Genomic DNA, 16089 nt, shown 5'->3' with positions numbered 1-16089 from the left:
GACCGTGGCCAAGCGCACCAACGCCAACACCATCACCCCGCCCGAGGGCGGATCGCTCGCCGATGCCGTCGCGAGCGATCGACGTTCCGCCGAGGTGTTGCGCCGACTCGAGATGTCGATCACCCGACGGCTCGACGGCATCTTGCACGGCGACCACCGCGGGCTGGTTCCCGGACACGGCTCAGAACCGGGAGAGGCCCGCGTCTACGCGCCGGGCGACGACGTTCGACGGATCGACTGGACGGTCACCGCTCGAACCGCCCAGACCCACATCCGTGAGACGATCGCCGATCGGGAACTCGAAACGTGGATCGTCGCCGACCGTTCCGCCAGCCTCGACTTCGGCACGGCGGAGTGGGAGAAGCGCGACCTGGCGTTGGCCGCCGCAGCCGGGGTCGGCTTCCTGACCGCCCGCTCCGGAAACCGCGTGGGCGCGGTGATCTCCACCGCAGACCGCGCCGTCACCATCCCCGCACGACAGGGCCGCAAGCATCTGATGTCGATTCTCCAGCGGGTCGATGCGTCGCCGCGAGATGCCACAACCACCCGCATCGGGCTGCTGCTCAAGCAGGCGACCGCAGTCGCGCGGCGGCGAGCGCTCGTGGTGGTGATCTCCGATTGGCTGGATGAGCCTGAGCACTGGCGGCACCAGTTGGCCACCCTCGCGGTGCGCCACGAAGTCCTCGCCGTGGAGGTCATCGACCCCCGCGAACTCGAATTGCCCGACGTCGGCGTCGTCACCCTGCACGACACCGAGACCGGGCGACTGCGCGAGGTCGACACCTCGTCGCGGCGACTGCGCGCCGACTATGCCCGCGTCGCCGCCGAACAGCGTCGCGCTATCGCTGCGGCCATCACCTCGTCGGGGGCCCACCATCTCCGGTTACGCACCGACGAGGACTGGCTGTTGGCCCTCGCCCAATTCGTTGCGTCGAACCGGCGCCACCTAACGATGGGCGGGCGGTAGCACCCGCCATGATCGCCGCCGCGCTGAAACCCCCACTGGAACTCGCACTGGAATTCGCCCTGGGACTCGCCCCAGAACTCGCCCCGGGAAGGAACTGAGGAAACACCGATGGATTGGAAGTTTCTCGATGCCCAGCGCCTGTGGTGGCTGGTGGCCGTCGCTGCGCTCGTCGTCGGCTACATCGCGGTGCAGTTTCGTCGTCGGCGAAGCGCCGTGCGGTTCAGCAACGTCAACCTGATCGACAAGATCGCACCGAAGAGCCCCGGCTGGAAACGCCACCTCGTCGCGGCGTTGCACCTGTGTGCGCTCGCCGTGCTCGTCACCGCCTATGCCCGACCGCAGAACGAACAGCGGGTGCCCCGGGAACGGACCACGATCATCTTGGCGATCGACACGTCGCTGTCGATGTACGCCACCGACGTCGACCCGTCGCGCATCGAATCGGCCAAGTCCGCCGCCGTCGATTTCGTCGAGTCGGTTCCTGCCAACCTGCAGCTCGGGGTGGTGAGTTTCAACGGCAGCACCTCCTTGTTGGTGCCGCCGACGACCAACCGTCGCCAGGCGGTGACCGCGATCGACGGTTTGGAACTCGGCGAGGGAACCGCGATCGGCGATGCCGTAAACACCTCACTGAAGGCCATCGCCTCGGTGCCTGCCGACAGCGACGGCGAACGCCCGCCGGCGGTCATCGTATTGCTCTCCGACGGGATGACCACCGTCGGCACGCCCACCGAGGATGCGATTCAGCCGGCGCTCGACGCCGGCGTGCCCGTCTACACCATCGCCTTTGGCACCGCCGACGGATACGTCGAGGTCGACGACGGAACGGGAACGGGCAACACCGAGATCGTGCCGGTCCCGGTCGACACCGACGCCCTCGGGAACCTCGCCGAACAGACCCACGGACAGTTCTTCGAAGCCGCCTCCACCAAGGACCTCACCAAGGTCTACGAGGAGTTGGGCAGCTCGATCGGTTACGACATCGAACGGGTCGAGATCACCGCGAAGGTCCTCGGCTGGGGCCTCGGGTTGCTCGCGTTGTCGAGCGTGCTGTCGCTGTGGTGGTACCAGCGCCTGCCGTAGTCGGCTGGTCGGCCCTGAGCATTTCGGGCTCGTCTGGTTCATCGGGCGTTCGTGGTTCCCGAAGATCTGGCCCACCCGGCTTCAGTGTCAGGGGTCGCGTTTAGAGTCATACACATGTTCGAGGGCTTCGACAGCGACCTGAATAACCTGGGTTCCGGGATCGACGATGTTGCGGTGTTGTTCGAACTGCAACGCCGTTTGGATCTGCACATGATCGACGTGGTGGGCGAGTTGGATGCTGTTGGGATGACCGACGTCGTCGAGGGCCTGTCCACCAAAGCGTGGGTGTCCAAGACCGCTCGTTGTTCCGGTGTGACCGCCGCCCGACGCGTTTCGGTCGCTCGGGCGGTACGACGCCGGTATCGACCCGAGGTATTGGACCGCCTGCGGTCGGGTGTCGTGGGGTTTGATCACCTGGTCGTGATCGGACGGTGGTCGAACCCGCGGATCGAACCCACCTGGTCCGACAACGCCGGGCCCATGTTGGATTTGGCGGAGCATTTGACGTTCGCGAAATGGGAAAAGGTCATCGCCGCGTTGGCACGACTCGTCGACACCGACGGCACCGAACCCGCCCCACCTGCAGAGGAGTCCTGGCTCGACCTGCGCGACATCCACGGCCCCGACGGTGTCATCGGTGTAGAGATCGTCGGAGAGTTCTTCGGCGACTACGCCGAGGTCGTCCGCCAAGCCATCACCGACGCCACCAACCGTCACCGCAAAGCTGTCCGCAACGACGCCGAACAATTCGACCGGTCACCGACGACATCAGAATCGCAGTTGCGGGCTAAAGCGTTGATGGACCTGTGCCGGTTCGGCACCCAGTTCACCCTGTCGGGCAACTACCGGCCAGGAACCGCCGAAGTCACAGTGATTCTGCAACACGACGAACACGGCCAACCACGCGCGTATTCGCCTACCGGTGATCCACTCACCGCGGACGTGATCGAACGGATGATGTGCGACCCAGAACTCCGCGCCGTCCTGTTGGACAGCCTGGGCCAACCGTTGGATGTCGGCCACTCCGTGCGGTTGGCGACCGACGCTCAACGCGCCGCACTCGCCGCCCGGGATGGGGGGTGTTGTTTCCCCGGCTGTGAAGCACCGGTCCAACAGACCGAAGCCCACCATGTTCGCCATCACCGCAACGGCGGCGCCACCGCGGTGAACAACCTGGCGTGTCTGTGCCGACACCACCACGGCCTGGTGCACCGCGTCGGATGGGCCATGCACATCACCACCGACGGATGGACCCTCTACACCCACCCCTGTGGCATCACGATCTGGGGACAACAACACGGGGTACAACGCCAAGGCCCCATCCCCGAAGAACTCGCCACCCAACCCGAACCACCGGCCCGACCGAAGGTGAAAGTCCGCGGCGGAACCGTCGATTTGGCCGACGCGATCGCCACCATCCGACACCGCTACGACCGCATGGCCGCCACCCCCAACACCCGCATGTACCGACCCCACGACGCCCGCACCCACCGAAACTCGGGCAGGAGCAGCCGAACCGGTGGAGCGACGAGGGCCGGGCGCCCCACAGTCGGGCAACTCTCCCTCACCCCGACCAAACCACCCCAACCACCGATACGCCAATGAACCGGCGATTGCGACTCCTCAGGACAAGCCCGGACAAGCCCGGACCTGCCCAGCCGTCTGAACCTCCAACTCTCGGTCCACAACGCAACTGCGTGGGCATCGGCGCGCCCCTAAAGCGAGCGGGTGCTCAGGCACGGCACCATGGGTCGGGCCAGATACAGTTGGCCCCTATGAAGCGACTCATCGGTGCGCTCGCGGTGGCCGCAATCTTGTTCACAACGGGATGCGGGGGTGACGACGACTCCTTCCCCGAGGACGAGTTCGTCAAGCAGGTCACCGCAAACGGGGTCACTGAAGACGTCGCTCGATGCACCTACGACGGCATCCGCGACGACGCCGACATCATGGCCGAGCTGCGACGAACCGGCGGCCCGAACGATCAGATCTCCGACGCCGCGGCCCGCACGATGTCGAGAACCATCGCGGCATGTCTCCTCGGCCTGGAGCTCGATGAGGACGGCCAACCCATTTCCGCCGTGACCACGACCACCGCCTCGCCGTCGAAATCGACAACCACCGAACCCGCGGGCGAATCGCGAGCCACGACGACCGCACGCGACGGGGCCACCTCTGAGACGGGTCGAACCACGACCACGCGCGCCTCGGACCGAACGACCACCTCGCTCGGAACTCGCTCGGGCAACTGAGGCCGCCACTGCGAACGCCGCGGCGCATCCAGGACCATCCGCGTCCCCGCCGCGGTCCCCGCCGCTGTCCCCGCCGCCGGTACCGCACTCAACGCACAGTTCAGGAGCGTGCGGCGCCGACCTTCTCGCTGAGAACCTTCGAGGACCCGCCGGGCTCCATCGTCACGCCGTAGAGCACATCTGCGGCCTCCATCGTGCGCTTCTGGTGACTCACGATGATCAACTGTGCGGTCGAACGGAACTCGGCCACGAGCGACAGGAACCGGTGCAGGTTCACGTCGTCGAGCGCCGCCTCCACCTCGTCCATCACGTAGAACGGCGAAGGGCGGCTACGGAACACCGCAAACAGATACGCCAACGCCACCAGCGAGCGCTCACCGCCGGACAACAGCGACAGCTTGCGGACGTTCTTACCCGAGGGCCGCGCCTCGATCTCGATGCCGGTGCTCAGCAGGTCGTTCGGGTCGGTCAGCGTCAACCCACCCTGGCCGCCGGGGAACAACAGCTCGAACAGTTCCTTGAAGTTCATCGCCACATCCGCATACGCGGCGGCGAACACGTTGACGATCTCCTCGTCGATCGCCCGGATCACCTTCGTGAGTTCCTTGCGGGTCGAGCGGATGTCTTCGAGCTGGCTCTCGAGGAACTGATGGCGCTCCTGGAGCGCCTCGAACTCCTGCAGCGCGAGCGGGTTGATCGGCCCCATCAACTTGAGGTCGCGTTCGAGTTCACGCAGGCGGGCCTGCGGGGTCACTCCGTCGGGGAGTTCGGGGCACTCGGCGCGAATCGCTACCTCGGGCTCAGCATCGAGTTCGGTGCGGACCTGCTCGGTCGCGGCCTCGAGCCTCATGCGGGTCTCGGCGTCCGCGATCTCGGCCCGCTGCATCCGCTCGCGGTTCTCCTCCAGTTCTCGTTCGGCCCCGGCGCGGGACCGGCGAAGATCCTCGAGCGTGGCGGTCACCGCACGGGTCTTTTCGGACTGTCTCCGCCGGGCATCTCGCAACACCGCCAGGCCGGCTTCGACCTCGACGAGACGATCGGCGACAAAGGCGACGAGCACGTCGGTGACCTCGGCGCGGGCGTCGAGTTGCAGGCGGCGCTGTTCGGCAGCGAGGCGCTCGGCCTGGTTGCGGCTCAAGCGCTCGTCCACCTGCGCGATGCGCTCGGTGAGGAAGCGCTTACGATCCGCGAGACCCTTCACCTTGACCTGCACGTCGGTGCGCAGCGCTCCGACCCGCGAGGCCTTCGCCTCGAGCTCTCGCCGCGCCTCGGCCATCTTCCGGGCCCGCTCGGACATCTCCGCCTCGACCGCCTCGAGCGCTGGCAGCCGCTGTTCGAGTTCGGTGCGCCGCGCCGATTCGCGCTCGATGCGCTCGGAGAGGTCGGCGAGGTGCTGGTCGACCGTCGCCATCTCTCGTTCGGACTCGACCCGGTCGCGTTCGGTACGCCGGAGCGCATCGGCCAGGCTGCGCACCCGCGAGGTGTTCTGGTCGTCGGCCTTTTCGGCATCGTTGGCGTCGCGACGCAACTGGGCCAGACGTTCCTTGGCGAGTTTCAACTCAGCCGCGGTCTGTTCGGCCGCCTCGCGTGCGGTGCCAAGGTGCTCCTGCGCCTCGACCAGCGCCGCGCCGGTAGCCCCGGTTCCGGTTTGGCCGACCCGCCAACCGGTACGGCCGAAGCGGTCGCCACTTCGACTCACGATCGTCGCGTCCGGATGTGCCAGCGCTGCGTCGAGGGCAGCGGTCCAGTCGCCGTCGACGACCACCACCCCGCTCAACAGCGCGTCGAGCAGCGGCTCCACATCCGGGCTCAGCCCCTTGACGTGTTGACGCAACGCCTCGCCGATTCCGGCGGACACCTCGGCGCCGCGGGTCTGACTCACCGCCTGGGTAATGGCCAGAACCGCTCCGGACAACGTGTTGTTGTTCAGCGCCGCCAACGCCGCACGCCCGGTGGTGCCGTCGGCTACGACCACCGCGCTCAGCGCCTCGCCCGCCGCCGCCTCGAATGCGCTCTGCCACCCTTCGTCGACCTCGACGATGTCGAGCAGGGTGCCCACGACCCCATCGAGTCCGGCGAGGTGCTTCGCACCGGCCTTCTTACGGGCGTCGTCGAGGGCGAGGGACAATGCCTCGGCCCGTGCGGTCCAGCTGTGCAGTTCGGCCGACGCGTTCGCGGCGCGCTCCTCGACCTCGACGATCGCTGACTCCGCCTCGGCCCGTTCTCGTTCGGTCCGCTCGGCGCTCGTCCCGAACTGTGCAACGTTCGCCTCCGCCTCGGCGTGCTGGGTGACGAGGCGTTGCGACTCGTCGACGATGCGCTCGAGCTTGGTGCGGGCGCTCTCGCGTTGGGTGTTGAGCCGGCGGCTGTCGGCCTCGGTGCGCTCCATGGTGGCGCGCAACGCTGCGAGTTCGCCTCGGATCTCCGCAGCCTCGCTCGGCGGCGGAGCAACACCGTCGCCCCAGTCGGACTCGAATTCGCGGCGGGCCTCGGCCAACTCCACTTCGGCGGCCTCGAGCGCGGCCGTGTTGGAGATGGCCGCCGCCTCATCGGCGACCACCTGGGCCAACTCACCCGTCAACTGTGCGTGTTCGGCTTCGAGGGTCGCCACGACCGCCTGATCGACAAACGCGTTGCGATCGCGTTCGATGCCACGGCGCCGCTCGATCAGCAACGACTGCATCCCCTTGGCGCGTTCACGCAACGACTCGTAGCGAACGAGCGCATCGCCGAAGTCGTCGCCGCCCATCGCCGACAGTTGCGCCTCGGTCGCGAGAATCTCGGCGTCGAGGCCGGCGAGGCGGCGCCGAATTTCGCGGTCGGTGGTGCGAAGCTCGTTCTGAGTGCGGGTCGACTCCTGCAACTGCTGGCGGAGCCGAAACAGTTCGCGACCCACGAGGTGCAACCGCAACGCCGTCAACTCGGTGATCACCGCTTCGTGGCGGCGGGCCGCATCGGCCTGGCGTTCGAGCGGACGAAGCTGGCGGCGCACCTCGCGCAACAGGTCCTGGATGCGCAACAGGTTGCCCTCGGTGGCGTTGAGGCGCCGTTCGGACTTCTCCTTGCGACGCCGGAATTTCAACACCCCGGCCGCCTCCTCGATGATGAGGCGCCGGTCCTCCGGCTTGGCGTTCAGCACCGCATCGATCTGACCCTGGCTGATGATGACGTGTTGTTGGCGCCCGACCCCCGAGTCGCTCAGAAGCTCCTGAATGTCGAGCAATCGACACGACACGCCGTTGATCTGGTATTCGCTGTCACCCGAACGAAACAGGGTGCGGGTGATGGTGACCTCGTTGAACTCGATCGGCAGGGTGGCCGAGGTGTTGTCGATCGTGAGGCTGACCTCGGCGCGACCGAGAGCCGGCCGTTTCGCCGACCCGGCGAAAATGACGTCATCCATCTTCTGGGAACGCACCGCAGAGGGCGCCTGGGCACCGAGCACCCAGCCGATCGCATCGACCACGTTCGACTTGCCGGAACCGTTGGGGCCGACCACGACGGTGACCCCGGGTTCGAGTTGAAGCGAGGCCACATCAGCAAAGGACTTGAAGCCCCTGATCTGCAGCGTCTTGAGGAACACGAAGCGAGCCTACAGCGACGACCTGAGCCGCTCAGACCTGGGTCTGCTCGCAGAAATACGTGTAGGCGCCTTGGAACTTCGCCTTCACGATCGGGCCGCGGGCACGAGGGCTCATTTCGCCGTCGCGATGGTGAACGTTGATGAATTCGTTGTACGACCCGGCCTCGCCGTGGAGGTTGACCCAGCCGTCCGGCCCGACCGAGGCACCGCCGTGTTTGATCGAATCGTGCACGATCTCGACCGCAGCACGGCTGAGGCGACGAAGTTCCTGGGTCGACAGCCCCTCGGGGGTGCGGTCGTAGCGCAGGCCCGACTCGAAGAGGATCTCATCGGAGTACATCGGTCCGATGCCGACGAGGAACGTCGGGTCCATCAGTATCGCCTTCAGCTTGGCGTTGCGTCGTAGCAGCTGCTCACCGAACTTGGTCCACGGGATCGCCTCCTCCACCAGGTCGAAGCCGATCTCGCCGACCACGTCGGCCACCTCGTCCTCGCCGACGACGAAAAACTCACACGACTTCTTCGGGTCGAGCAGGCGCAGCTGCCCACCCTGGGTGAACGTGATGTTCACCGCAAGACCCGGCTGCGGGGCGTCTTTGGCCTGGTTTCGCCGAAGCCCGGCGCCGGCACCGAGCGAAATCATCGCCTTCTCCCCCGAATCGAGCCCGAGGACGATCCAGGTTCCCTTGCGGCTCACCGAATCGATCTTGTGTCCGTCGAGGCGGGCCAGCAGCGACTTCTTCGTTCCGCCGCGTTTGGTGGTCTGAGTTCCGGTGATCTCCACCGACTTGATCTTCTTGCCGGTGACCTCTTTGTCGAGGTCTCGCCGAAGGATCTCCAGCTCGGGCAGCTCAGGCATGCTCATCGTTCAGTTTCCCTTCGTCGACCAGTCGTTTCAGGGCAGCGGTCGCAGCTGCTTGTTCGGCGTCCTTTTTCGTGCGGCCGAGCCCCTCGCCCCACACCGTCGCCGCCGCTCCGGTGGCTACGGCAACATCGAAATCTGCGGGATCGATCTCGGCGGGCACGAGCCGTACCCGTGCCTGGAAGTCGAGGGCGTGCTCGGGTCCGCTACCCCACACTTCGTAGTGGGGAACCGCCTCGAGGCCGTGGGCGGTGAGTTCCTGAAGCTTCGACTTCGCGTCGCCGAGATCGCCACCGGCTTCGATTCGTTCGATATCGCCGGACAACCAGCGCGTCGTCACCTCGGTGGCCACGTCGAGACCACCGTCGAGGTAGACGGCCCCGAGTACCGCCTCGGTGGCATCGGCGAGGATCGAATCCTTGTCGGCGCCACCGGTGGAGGCCTCTCCCCGACCGAGCCGGATGACCCCACCCAGATCGACCCGGCGGGCCGCTCCGGCGAGGGTTCGGGTGTTGACCAGGGCGGCGCGGCGCTGGGCCAGCACCCCCTCGGGCAGCGGCGGTTCGGCGGAAAAGAGCCGGTCGGTGATGACCAATTGCAACACCGCATCGCCCAAGAACTCGAGTCGCTCGTTGCTGGGCACCCCGCCGTTCTCGGCGCACCACGACCGGTGCAACAGGGCGGCTTCGAGCAGGTCGGGCGAACCGAACACGTACCCGAGCTGCTCGCTCAGCGCCTCGAGCCGGGCGGCGCGCCCCCCGTCAGCCAAGTCGCGCGACGACATAGTCGACCGCGTCACTGACGAGTTCGATGTCGTCGAACTCGTCGGTCTCAAAGTCGGATACGGTGCGCTCCCCGAACTCGCTGATCAACGCCTCAACCAGTTGGTACTGGGCGATCGAGTCGGCATGAAGGTCTTCGACGAGGGAGTCCGACTCGGAGACCGAGCCCGGGTCGATCTCGAGGATCTCACCCAGCAGGTCCTGCACGATTTCCAACACCCGGGACCGGTCGAGGGGAGCGGAATGCGTATGCGTTTCGGCTGGCATCGACGATCTCCTCTACGGCGGTGTGCTCGGACGGGAAACACCGTGGTGCGGTCCGCCTCGTCGCCTCAACGCGCCGCGCCACCGGGTGTGACGGGCGGAATGTTATCGCGCCGGTGCCACCTGGGGTGGGGATTTGGATCAGTCGACCTCGATCGCCTGACGACCGTGGTACCACCCGCAGTTACCGCACACGACGTGGGGCAACTTGGTGATGTTGCAGCGCGGGCAGACACTCTGCGGCGGAGCGGACAGCTTCCAGGCGGACGCACGGCGCATGCGGGTCTTCGCCTTCGACATCTTCTTCTTTGGGACGGCCATCGTCGTTCCTGTGCAATCTGGGGAGGGACTTGTCAACCGCGCGCACCACCCGCATCCGCGGCGGGTGCACACAGGGGCCAAAGCATAGTCCACCGTCAGTGCCGTGTCCGAATCCTCACCGTTCCGGCGCTGTCACCGTGACCAGAGGTCGCCGCGGGGTTGGTCGAGCGCGCCCTACCGGTCGAGGCGGAGGTCGTCGAGGGCCGCCCAGCGCGGGTCTTTGGGCGAAACGGATCCCTCGTCGTCATCGGCGACCAGAACCGGCAATTCCTCGGGTATCGGACCCTCACAGGTCGCAGAGCACAACGGGTTCTGCGGCAGCGACAGCAGCACCTGTTCACGAACCATCGGTTCGAGGTCGATCTGGTCGTGTTCGATCGGGTAGGTCTCCCCCTCGACCGGGCGGTCCTCGAAGACCTCCTCGCAATCGAGCACAAGCTCACCGACCACCAAGCCGAGGCAGCGTCGACACTCCCCCTGCCAGGTTGTCGTGATCGTGCCGGCAGCGGTCACCCCGCCCGACACCGACTCCAGCGTCAGATCGATCGACAGCGGCGAGTCCTCGGCGACGCGAGCGCTCGACAATTCCAACCCGGCGAGTTCGACCTCGGCGGTGACGTCGCGGGTCGAACCCGGCACGCGCCGAACGTCCACCACGTTGATCAGCAACGGGTTCCCGGCAACCATGTCAGCGACCTACCGTCATGTCAGCGACCTACCGTGACCTACCGTTCGTCGCCGACTCAGTCGACTTCCTGGTCGAAGAACGCGGCCGCATCGGAATCGGCGTCGTCAGTGTAGATGCCGACCTGAGGACGCGGCGCCTCCGACTCCGAGATCGTCACAGCGAGCTTGCGCCGTCCCGCCGCCACCTGTTTGGACAGCCGGTCGAGCACCACCTCGAAGCTCGCGAGCTTCTGGTCGCAGTAGTCCTCCGCTTCGCGCCGCATCCGGCGCGCCTCGGCGTCGGCCTCGTCGCGAATCCGCTCGGCGCGCAGATGCGCCTGTTTGGTGATCTCGCGCTGTTCGACCATGTGGGCCACCCGCGTCTTCGCGTCGTTGATGAGGTTGGCACGGTCGCGATTGGCACGCTCGAGCACCTCCTCGCGCTCTTTCAGCAGCCAACTCGCCGCGCGCAACTCATCGGGCAGTCCGGCGAGCAGGTCGTCGAGGATGTCGAGCATCTCGTCACGGTGCACCATCACCGACGATGACATCGGCATCGCGCGTGCGACCTCCACCATCTCGATGAGTTGGCGGATCAGGCCCTCGGTCCGAAAGGCGTCGTTGCCCTCCGCCGTGAGTTCGTCGAGTTCTTCTTCGATCGGCTTAGTCATTGACGTACTTTCCACTCAACCGCCGATTGACCGGCTCGGGAACCATCGAGGTCACATCGCCGCCGAACCGGGCGATCTCACGGATGAGTTTCGATGCCAGGAACGAATGCGACGAGGTGGTCGGGATGAACAGGGTATCGACGCCGGAGATCCGGCGATTCATCTGGGCCATCTGCAGTTCGGATTCGAAATCCGACACCGCCCGCAGACCCTTCACGATGAAGTCGGCTCCCTTTTGCTTGGCCAGGTCGACCACCAGGGAGCTGAAGAGGGTGACTTCGACATTCGGCAGGTGAGCGAAGGATTCCTCGATCATCGCCTGACGTTCCTCGAGCGTGAACAGCGGAGCGCCCTTTTGTGGGTTGCGCACCGCGGCGACGATCACACGGTCGAACAGTCGCGCTGCGGTCTCCACGATCTCGACGTGTCCGTTGTGCACGGGATCGAACGACCCCGGGTAGAGAACGACGGTCACAGGGGTTGCTCCTCGAATTGGTCTTGCACGGATTGAAGGGTCACGGGCTGAACGGGTGCGGGATGAACGGTCACGACGGGGCTTGCGCTGATGGGGTGCTTCGCCACTCGGCGATCCTCACCACCGTAGTTCCGTAGCTGCGATCCCTCACGACATCCCAAGGCTTCGGAACACTAACGGGTCGATCGGATTCGATCACGACCACGCGACCGCGAATCGTCGCCAGCAGGTCGTCCCAGGCGTCGAACACATACGGCGGATCCAACACGACGAGGTCCCAGGGCAGCGCTGGCTGCGGACGGGCCAGAAACGACTCGAGGCGTTGCGGCACCACCGTGGCCCGATCGGTGAATCCGGTGGCGGCGAGGTTGGCATGGATGGTGGCGACGGCTCGACGATCGGCCTCGACGAAGGTGACGTGACGTGCGCCGCGGGACAACGCCTCGATCCCCATCGCCCCCGACCCGGCGAACCCGTCCAGCACCGTGGCATCCGCGAGGGCATCGAGGCTGTTGAGGGCGTTGAACACCGCCTCGCGGACCCGATCCGAGGTCGGTCGAGTGGTGCGGCCGGGCGGGGTTTGCAGGCTGCGCCCGCGCGCTGTTCCGGCGACCACTCTCATCGGGCGCCGACGTTAGCCGCCCACACCCCGCCAGGTGGTCGGGGTCGGGGCCGGGCGGCGGTCAGCCCTTGAGCAGGAACGCCTCGTCGTCCTCCTCCAGGAACAGGTCGAGTTCGCCCACCAACGCTTCGAGCGCAATCGCCGCGGCCGGATCTGGCGAGTCGACCAGTTCGAACGCGACCTCCCGGGCGATCCGCACCCACTCCCGGTCGCGGCGAAGCGACGCGAGCCGCAGATCGTTACGACCCTTTTGGCGCTCCCCCATGATCGTGCCCTCCCCGCGCAGGTCGAGGTCGACCTCGGCCAACTCGAATCCGTCGGTGGTGCGAACCATCGCCTCGAGCCGCTCGATGCCATCAGGGCTCGGCTCCGCCGCCACGAGCACGCAGTGGCTCGCCGCCGCGCCACGCCCCACGCGGCCACGAAGCTGGTGAAGCTGGGCGATACCGAAACGGTCGGCATCGAGGATGACCATGACCGTCGCATTGGGAACGTCGACGCCGACCTCGATCACCGTCGTGGCCACCAGGACATCGAGATCTCCGCGACGAAACGCCGACATCGTGGCCTCCTTGTCCTCGGCGGGCATGCGGCCGTGCAACAGGCCGAGGCGAAGACCGGCGAGGTCGACCGCGCCGAGCCGCTCGAAGGTCTCGGTCGCCGACGACACCTCGAGCTTCTCGGACTCCTCGATCAGCGGGCACACCACATAGGCCTGACGTCCGGCCTCGACCTCCCGACGCACCAGGTCCCAGGCCGCATCGACGTCGGGATCGGTTCGCGCCCAGGTCGTGGCGATCGGGGTACGCCCCGGCGGGAGTTCGTCGAGCACGCTCACGTCGAGGTCGCCATAGACCGTCATCGCCGCGGTGCGCGGGATCGGCGTCGCGGTCATCACCAGAACGTCGGGGGCGGAACCGTCTGCGTTCGCCTCACGCAACGCGGCACGCTGTTCCACCCCGAAACGATGCTGCTCGTCGATCACCACCGCGCCGAGCGACCGGAACGTGACCGCCTCCTGGATGAGCGCATGAGTGCCGACGGCAATGTCGATCTCCCCCGCCGCGAGATCGGCGATGATCCGGCGCCGCTCCGCCGCGGTCACCCGCTTCGACAACAACGCGATGCGAAGCTCCCGGTCCTCGAACAGCGATCCGGACCCGGCCGGAACCTGCAACCCCTCGAGGTCGCGGCGCAACCCGATCGCATGCTGTTCGGCGAGCACCTCGGTCGGGGCCATCAACGCCGCCTGATGTCCGCCCTCCACCGCGGTCAGCAGGGTTGCGATCGCCACCACGGTCTTGCCGGCACCCACGTCACCCTGCAGCAGGCGATGCATCGGCGCCGGCTTGGCCAGGTCGCGGGAGATCTCGCCGATCGCCCGCTCCTGAGCACCGGTCAGCCCGAACGCGAGCCGGTCTCGATAGCGCCGCAACAACTCGCCGTCGACCTCGTGGCGGATCCCCACGGCGGTGGCTTCGAGCTCGCGCTTTTGCCGAACCAGGGCGAGTTGGATGCGCAACAACTCATCGAACACCAGCCGCTTTCGCGCAGCAACAGTCTCGGCCATCGACTGCGGAAGGTGGATCCCCCAGAACGCGTCGCGCCGACTCAGCAGGTCGAACCGGTCGAGCAGCGCCTCCGGCATCGGATCGGCGATGCCGCGCTGTTCACAACGATGCAGAATCTGTTCGATCATGCCGGCCAGGTCCCAGGTCGAGATCCCGGCCTTTTCGTGTTGCGGATACACGGGCAGAATCCGCCCGGTGCGGTCGCCGACCAGATCGACGACCGGGTTGGTCATCTGACGCTGGTTCCGAAACACCTCGACCTTGCCGTAGAACACCGCGTTCGTTCCGACGGCGAGTTGTTTCTCCCGCCAACGCTGGTTGAAGAACGACACGCGCATGACGTCGGAGCCGTCCGACACCTTCGCGTTCACCATGACCCGGTTGCCGCGCACCCGCTGCGAGCCGATCTCGGTGACCCGACCGAGCACCATCGCCTCATCGCCCGGCGCCATCTCGCGAATCGCCGCTTGGCGGGTCCGGTCGAGGTGTCGGCGCGGATAGTGCATCAACAGATCCAACAGCGACCGGAACCCGCTGGCGTGCAACGCCTGCAGCTTCTTCGGCCCGACACGAGCCAGGCGGTCGACCGGCATCGCCGCCAGGTCGTGCAGCGTGATCGGCGGGGCAGCCGCGTGGGCGGTCGGCGGGGTGGTCGGGCGCTCAGCCACGCGTGTCGTCGACCGCGATGTTGTAGGGGCGACCGACCCCGATCGCCGCCTCGATGACGGGGCCGATGTCGTCGGTGGCGATCGACGCCCACACTGCGCCGTCGTCGGCGAACCCGGTGGTGACCTCGTCGCCCAGCGCCCGCCACGCCGCGGTCAGGTGCGCCAACATCTCCTCGGCAGAACGCGGCGTCCCGACGCGCTCCGGCACCGCCAAACGAAGGCTCACCACGTAGCGGAACCGCTCCGATTCCGACAGCTCAGGGTCGAGGTTCTCCACGAACTCCCACTCCGGAACCTCGGGGTCTTCGCCGTGCACCGTCGCCACCAGTGCGTCCAACACCACGACGAACGCCGCCGCTCCAGCGTCGACGACACCCGCCTCGGCGAGCGGGGGCCACAGATCGGTGGTGGCCTCGAGTGCGTCGAGCGCATCCTCGGCGACTGCGAGCACCAGATCCGCCATGCCGATGCCCTCATCGGCAAGGCGAAGCGCCGTGCGCGCCGCAACCGTCGCAACGCTCGGGATTCCTCCTGGCCGCTCCTCGCCGACGACGTCGACGAGCCGTTCGACCCCAACCTCGAATCCCATGGCCAGGCGGGTGGGATCGAGCGCGTCGGTATTTCGGCACAGCTCGCCCAGCCCGGCGAGAAACTCCGCGACCATGTTGCCGGCCGTCCCGACGGCGTCCGCCCGCGCTCCCTCGAGCAGCGAGGCCAACCCGGTCAGGGTCTCTCCCGCGGTCAGCCGGGCCACGAGTGCCTCCAGCGTGGCAGCCACGTTCGAGCCGGCGTTGCCACCCTCGATGCCCTCGAGTTGGTCCAGGTGATCGAGGTGATCGATCCCCGGGGCATGGGCGCGGGCCGACACCGCAGCGGCCCGAAGAAACTCCGAGACGTCGTCGGATCGAAGTTGGCGGAGCGGTTCCATCTCGACGAACCTATCCGAGCATTGAGGCCCGTGGCTTCGTGCCCACCCGGCAACGGTGCTAACGTCTGCGGAGCGTTCGGACTCTCGCGCCGGCGCACCACTCGACGCATCCGACCTACCCGGCGGGCGCATCATCCCCTCATTTCGTGAAGATCAGGAATCCACCATGTCCTCCGTCTGCGACATCTGCGCAAAGAAGCCCGGCTTCGGCATGAGCCTCAGCCACTCCCACCGCCGCAACAAGCGCCGCTGGAATCCGAACATTCAGCGCGTGCGCGCCGTGGTGAACGGCTCACCCAAGCGGGTCAACGTGTGCACCGGCTGCCTCAAGTCCGGCAAGGTGCAAAAGCCCGTCGCCCGCCAGATTCCCTGAG

The 16089-nt window shown here is 66.8% G+C and carries 16 protein-coding genes; 5 read left to right on the top strand and 11 right to left on the bottom strand.

Going from position 1 to position 16089, the window contains the following annotated elements; all coding sequences use genetic code 11:
• Window positions 1-4 precede the first annotated feature (4 nt).
• The 4 genes from M9952_03435 to M9952_03420 all read left to right on the top strand — a co-directional run bounded on the left by M9952_03435 (window position 5) and on the right by M9952_03420 (window position 4302).
• Complete coding sequence (locus M9952_03435; protein MCO5311972.1) at window positions 5-967, top strand: DUF58 domain-containing protein; 963 nt, start codon at window positions 5-7, stop codon at window positions 965-967.
• A gap of 108 nt (window positions 968-1075) precedes the next feature.
• On the top strand, window positions 1076-2050 hold the full coding sequence (locus M9952_03430) for a VWA domain-containing protein (GenBank protein MCO5311971.1): 975 nt from the start codon (window positions 1076-1078) through the stop codon (window positions 2048-2050).
• Window positions 2051-2164: 114 nt separating this feature from the next.
• Window positions 2165-3655 (top strand): HNH endonuclease, encoded by a 1491-nt coding sequence (locus M9952_03425; GenBank protein ID MCO5311970.1) that lies wholly within the window; start codon window positions 2165-2167, stop codon window positions 3653-3655.
• Between the two features lie 170 nt (window positions 3656-3825).
• Complete coding sequence (locus tag M9952_03420; protein ID MCO5311969.1) at window positions 3826-4302, top strand: hypothetical protein; 477 nt, start codon at window positions 3826-3828, stop codon at window positions 4300-4302.
• 100 nt (window positions 4303-4402) lie between these two features.
• On the opposite strand, the gene smc is transcribed toward M9952_03420, so the two are convergent.
• From smc to M9952_03365, 11 genes are all read right to left on the bottom strand, one after another.
• Entirely contained in the window at window positions 4403-7885 is a 3483-nt protein-coding gene (smc, locus tag M9952_03415) for a chromosome segregation protein SMC (GenBank protein MCO5311968.1), read from the bottom strand.
• Between the two features lie 31 nt (window positions 7886-7916).
• Window positions 7917-8750, bottom strand: a complete 834-nt coding sequence (locus tag M9952_03410) for a hypothetical protein (GenBank protein ID MCO5311967.1) — start codon at window positions 8748-8750, stop codon at window positions 7917-7919.
• Entirely contained in the window at window positions 8737-9531 is a 795-nt protein-coding gene (gene rnc / locus M9952_03405; protein ID MCO5311966.1) for a ribonuclease III, read from the bottom strand. The genes M9952_03410 and rnc overlap by 14 nt, the downstream gene beginning before the upstream one ends.
• Entirely contained in the window at window positions 9509-9796 is a 288-nt protein-coding gene (locus M9952_03400; GenBank protein ID MCO5311965.1) for a phosphopantetheine-binding protein, read from the bottom strand. The genes rnc and M9952_03400 overlap by 23 nt, the downstream gene beginning before the upstream one ends.
• 138 nt (window positions 9797-9934) lie before the next feature.
• Window positions 9935-10114, bottom strand: a complete 180-nt coding sequence (gene rpmF, locus M9952_03395) for a 50S ribosomal protein L32 (GenBank protein MCO5311964.1) — start codon at window positions 10112-10114, stop codon at window positions 9935-9937.
• A gap of 174 nt (window positions 10115-10288) precedes the next feature.
• A complete protein-coding gene (locus M9952_03390; GenBank protein ID MCO5311963.1) occupies window positions 10289-10801 on the bottom strand; it encodes a DUF177 domain-containing protein in 513 nt (170 codons plus the stop codon).
• 56 nt (window positions 10802-10857) lie between these two features.
• Entirely contained in the window at window positions 10858-11451 is a 594-nt protein-coding gene (locus tag M9952_03385) for a hypothetical protein (GenBank protein MCO5311962.1), read from the bottom strand.
• The gene (coaD, locus tag M9952_03380; GenBank protein MCO5311961.1) at window positions 11444-11926 is read right to left on the bottom strand and encodes a pantetheine-phosphate adenylyltransferase; all 483 of its coding nucleotides are present in this window, start codon (window positions 11924-11926) and stop codon (window positions 11444-11446) included. The genes M9952_03385 and coaD overlap by 8 nt, the downstream gene beginning before the upstream one ends.
• Window positions 11927-11996: 70 nt before the next feature.
• Window positions 11997-12548 carry a 16S rRNA (guanine(966)-N(2))-methyltransferase RsmD gene (gene rsmD, locus M9952_03375; GenBank protein MCO5311960.1) on the bottom strand — a complete coding sequence of 184 codons (552 nt, stop codon included), beginning with the start codon at window positions 12546-12548 and terminating at the stop codon, window positions 11997-11999.
• 61 nt (window positions 12549-12609) lie between these two features.
• Window positions 12610-14787 carry an ATP-dependent DNA helicase RecG gene (gene recG / locus M9952_03370; GenBank protein MCO5311959.1) on the bottom strand — a complete coding sequence of 726 codons (2178 nt, stop codon included), beginning with the start codon at window positions 14785-14787 and terminating at the stop codon, window positions 12610-12612.
• A complete protein-coding gene (locus tag M9952_03365; protein MCO5311958.1) occupies window positions 14780-15715 on the bottom strand; it encodes a DAK2 domain-containing protein in 936 nt (311 codons plus the stop codon). Before M9952_03365 ends, recG begins: the two co-directional genes overlap by 8 nt.
• A 211-nt stretch (window positions 15716-15926) precedes the next feature.
• Here M9952_03365 and rpmB point away from each other — a divergent pair, with 211 nt between their 5' ends.
• Complete coding sequence (rpmB, locus tag M9952_03360) at window positions 15927-16088, top strand: 50S ribosomal protein L28 (protein ID MCO5311957.1); 162 nt, start codon at window positions 15927-15929, stop codon at window positions 16086-16088.
• The last annotated feature ends 1 nt before the right edge of the window (window position 16089 follow it).

Source organism: Microthrixaceae bacterium (genome assembly GCA_023957975.1).
In the GTDB taxonomy this organism is placed as follows: Bacteria; Actinomycetota; Acidimicrobiia; order Acidimicrobiales; family Microtrichaceae; genus JAMLGM01.
Note: the sequence above shows the minus strand (reverse complement) of the source record. Positions and strands in the feature narration are given on the sequence as shown.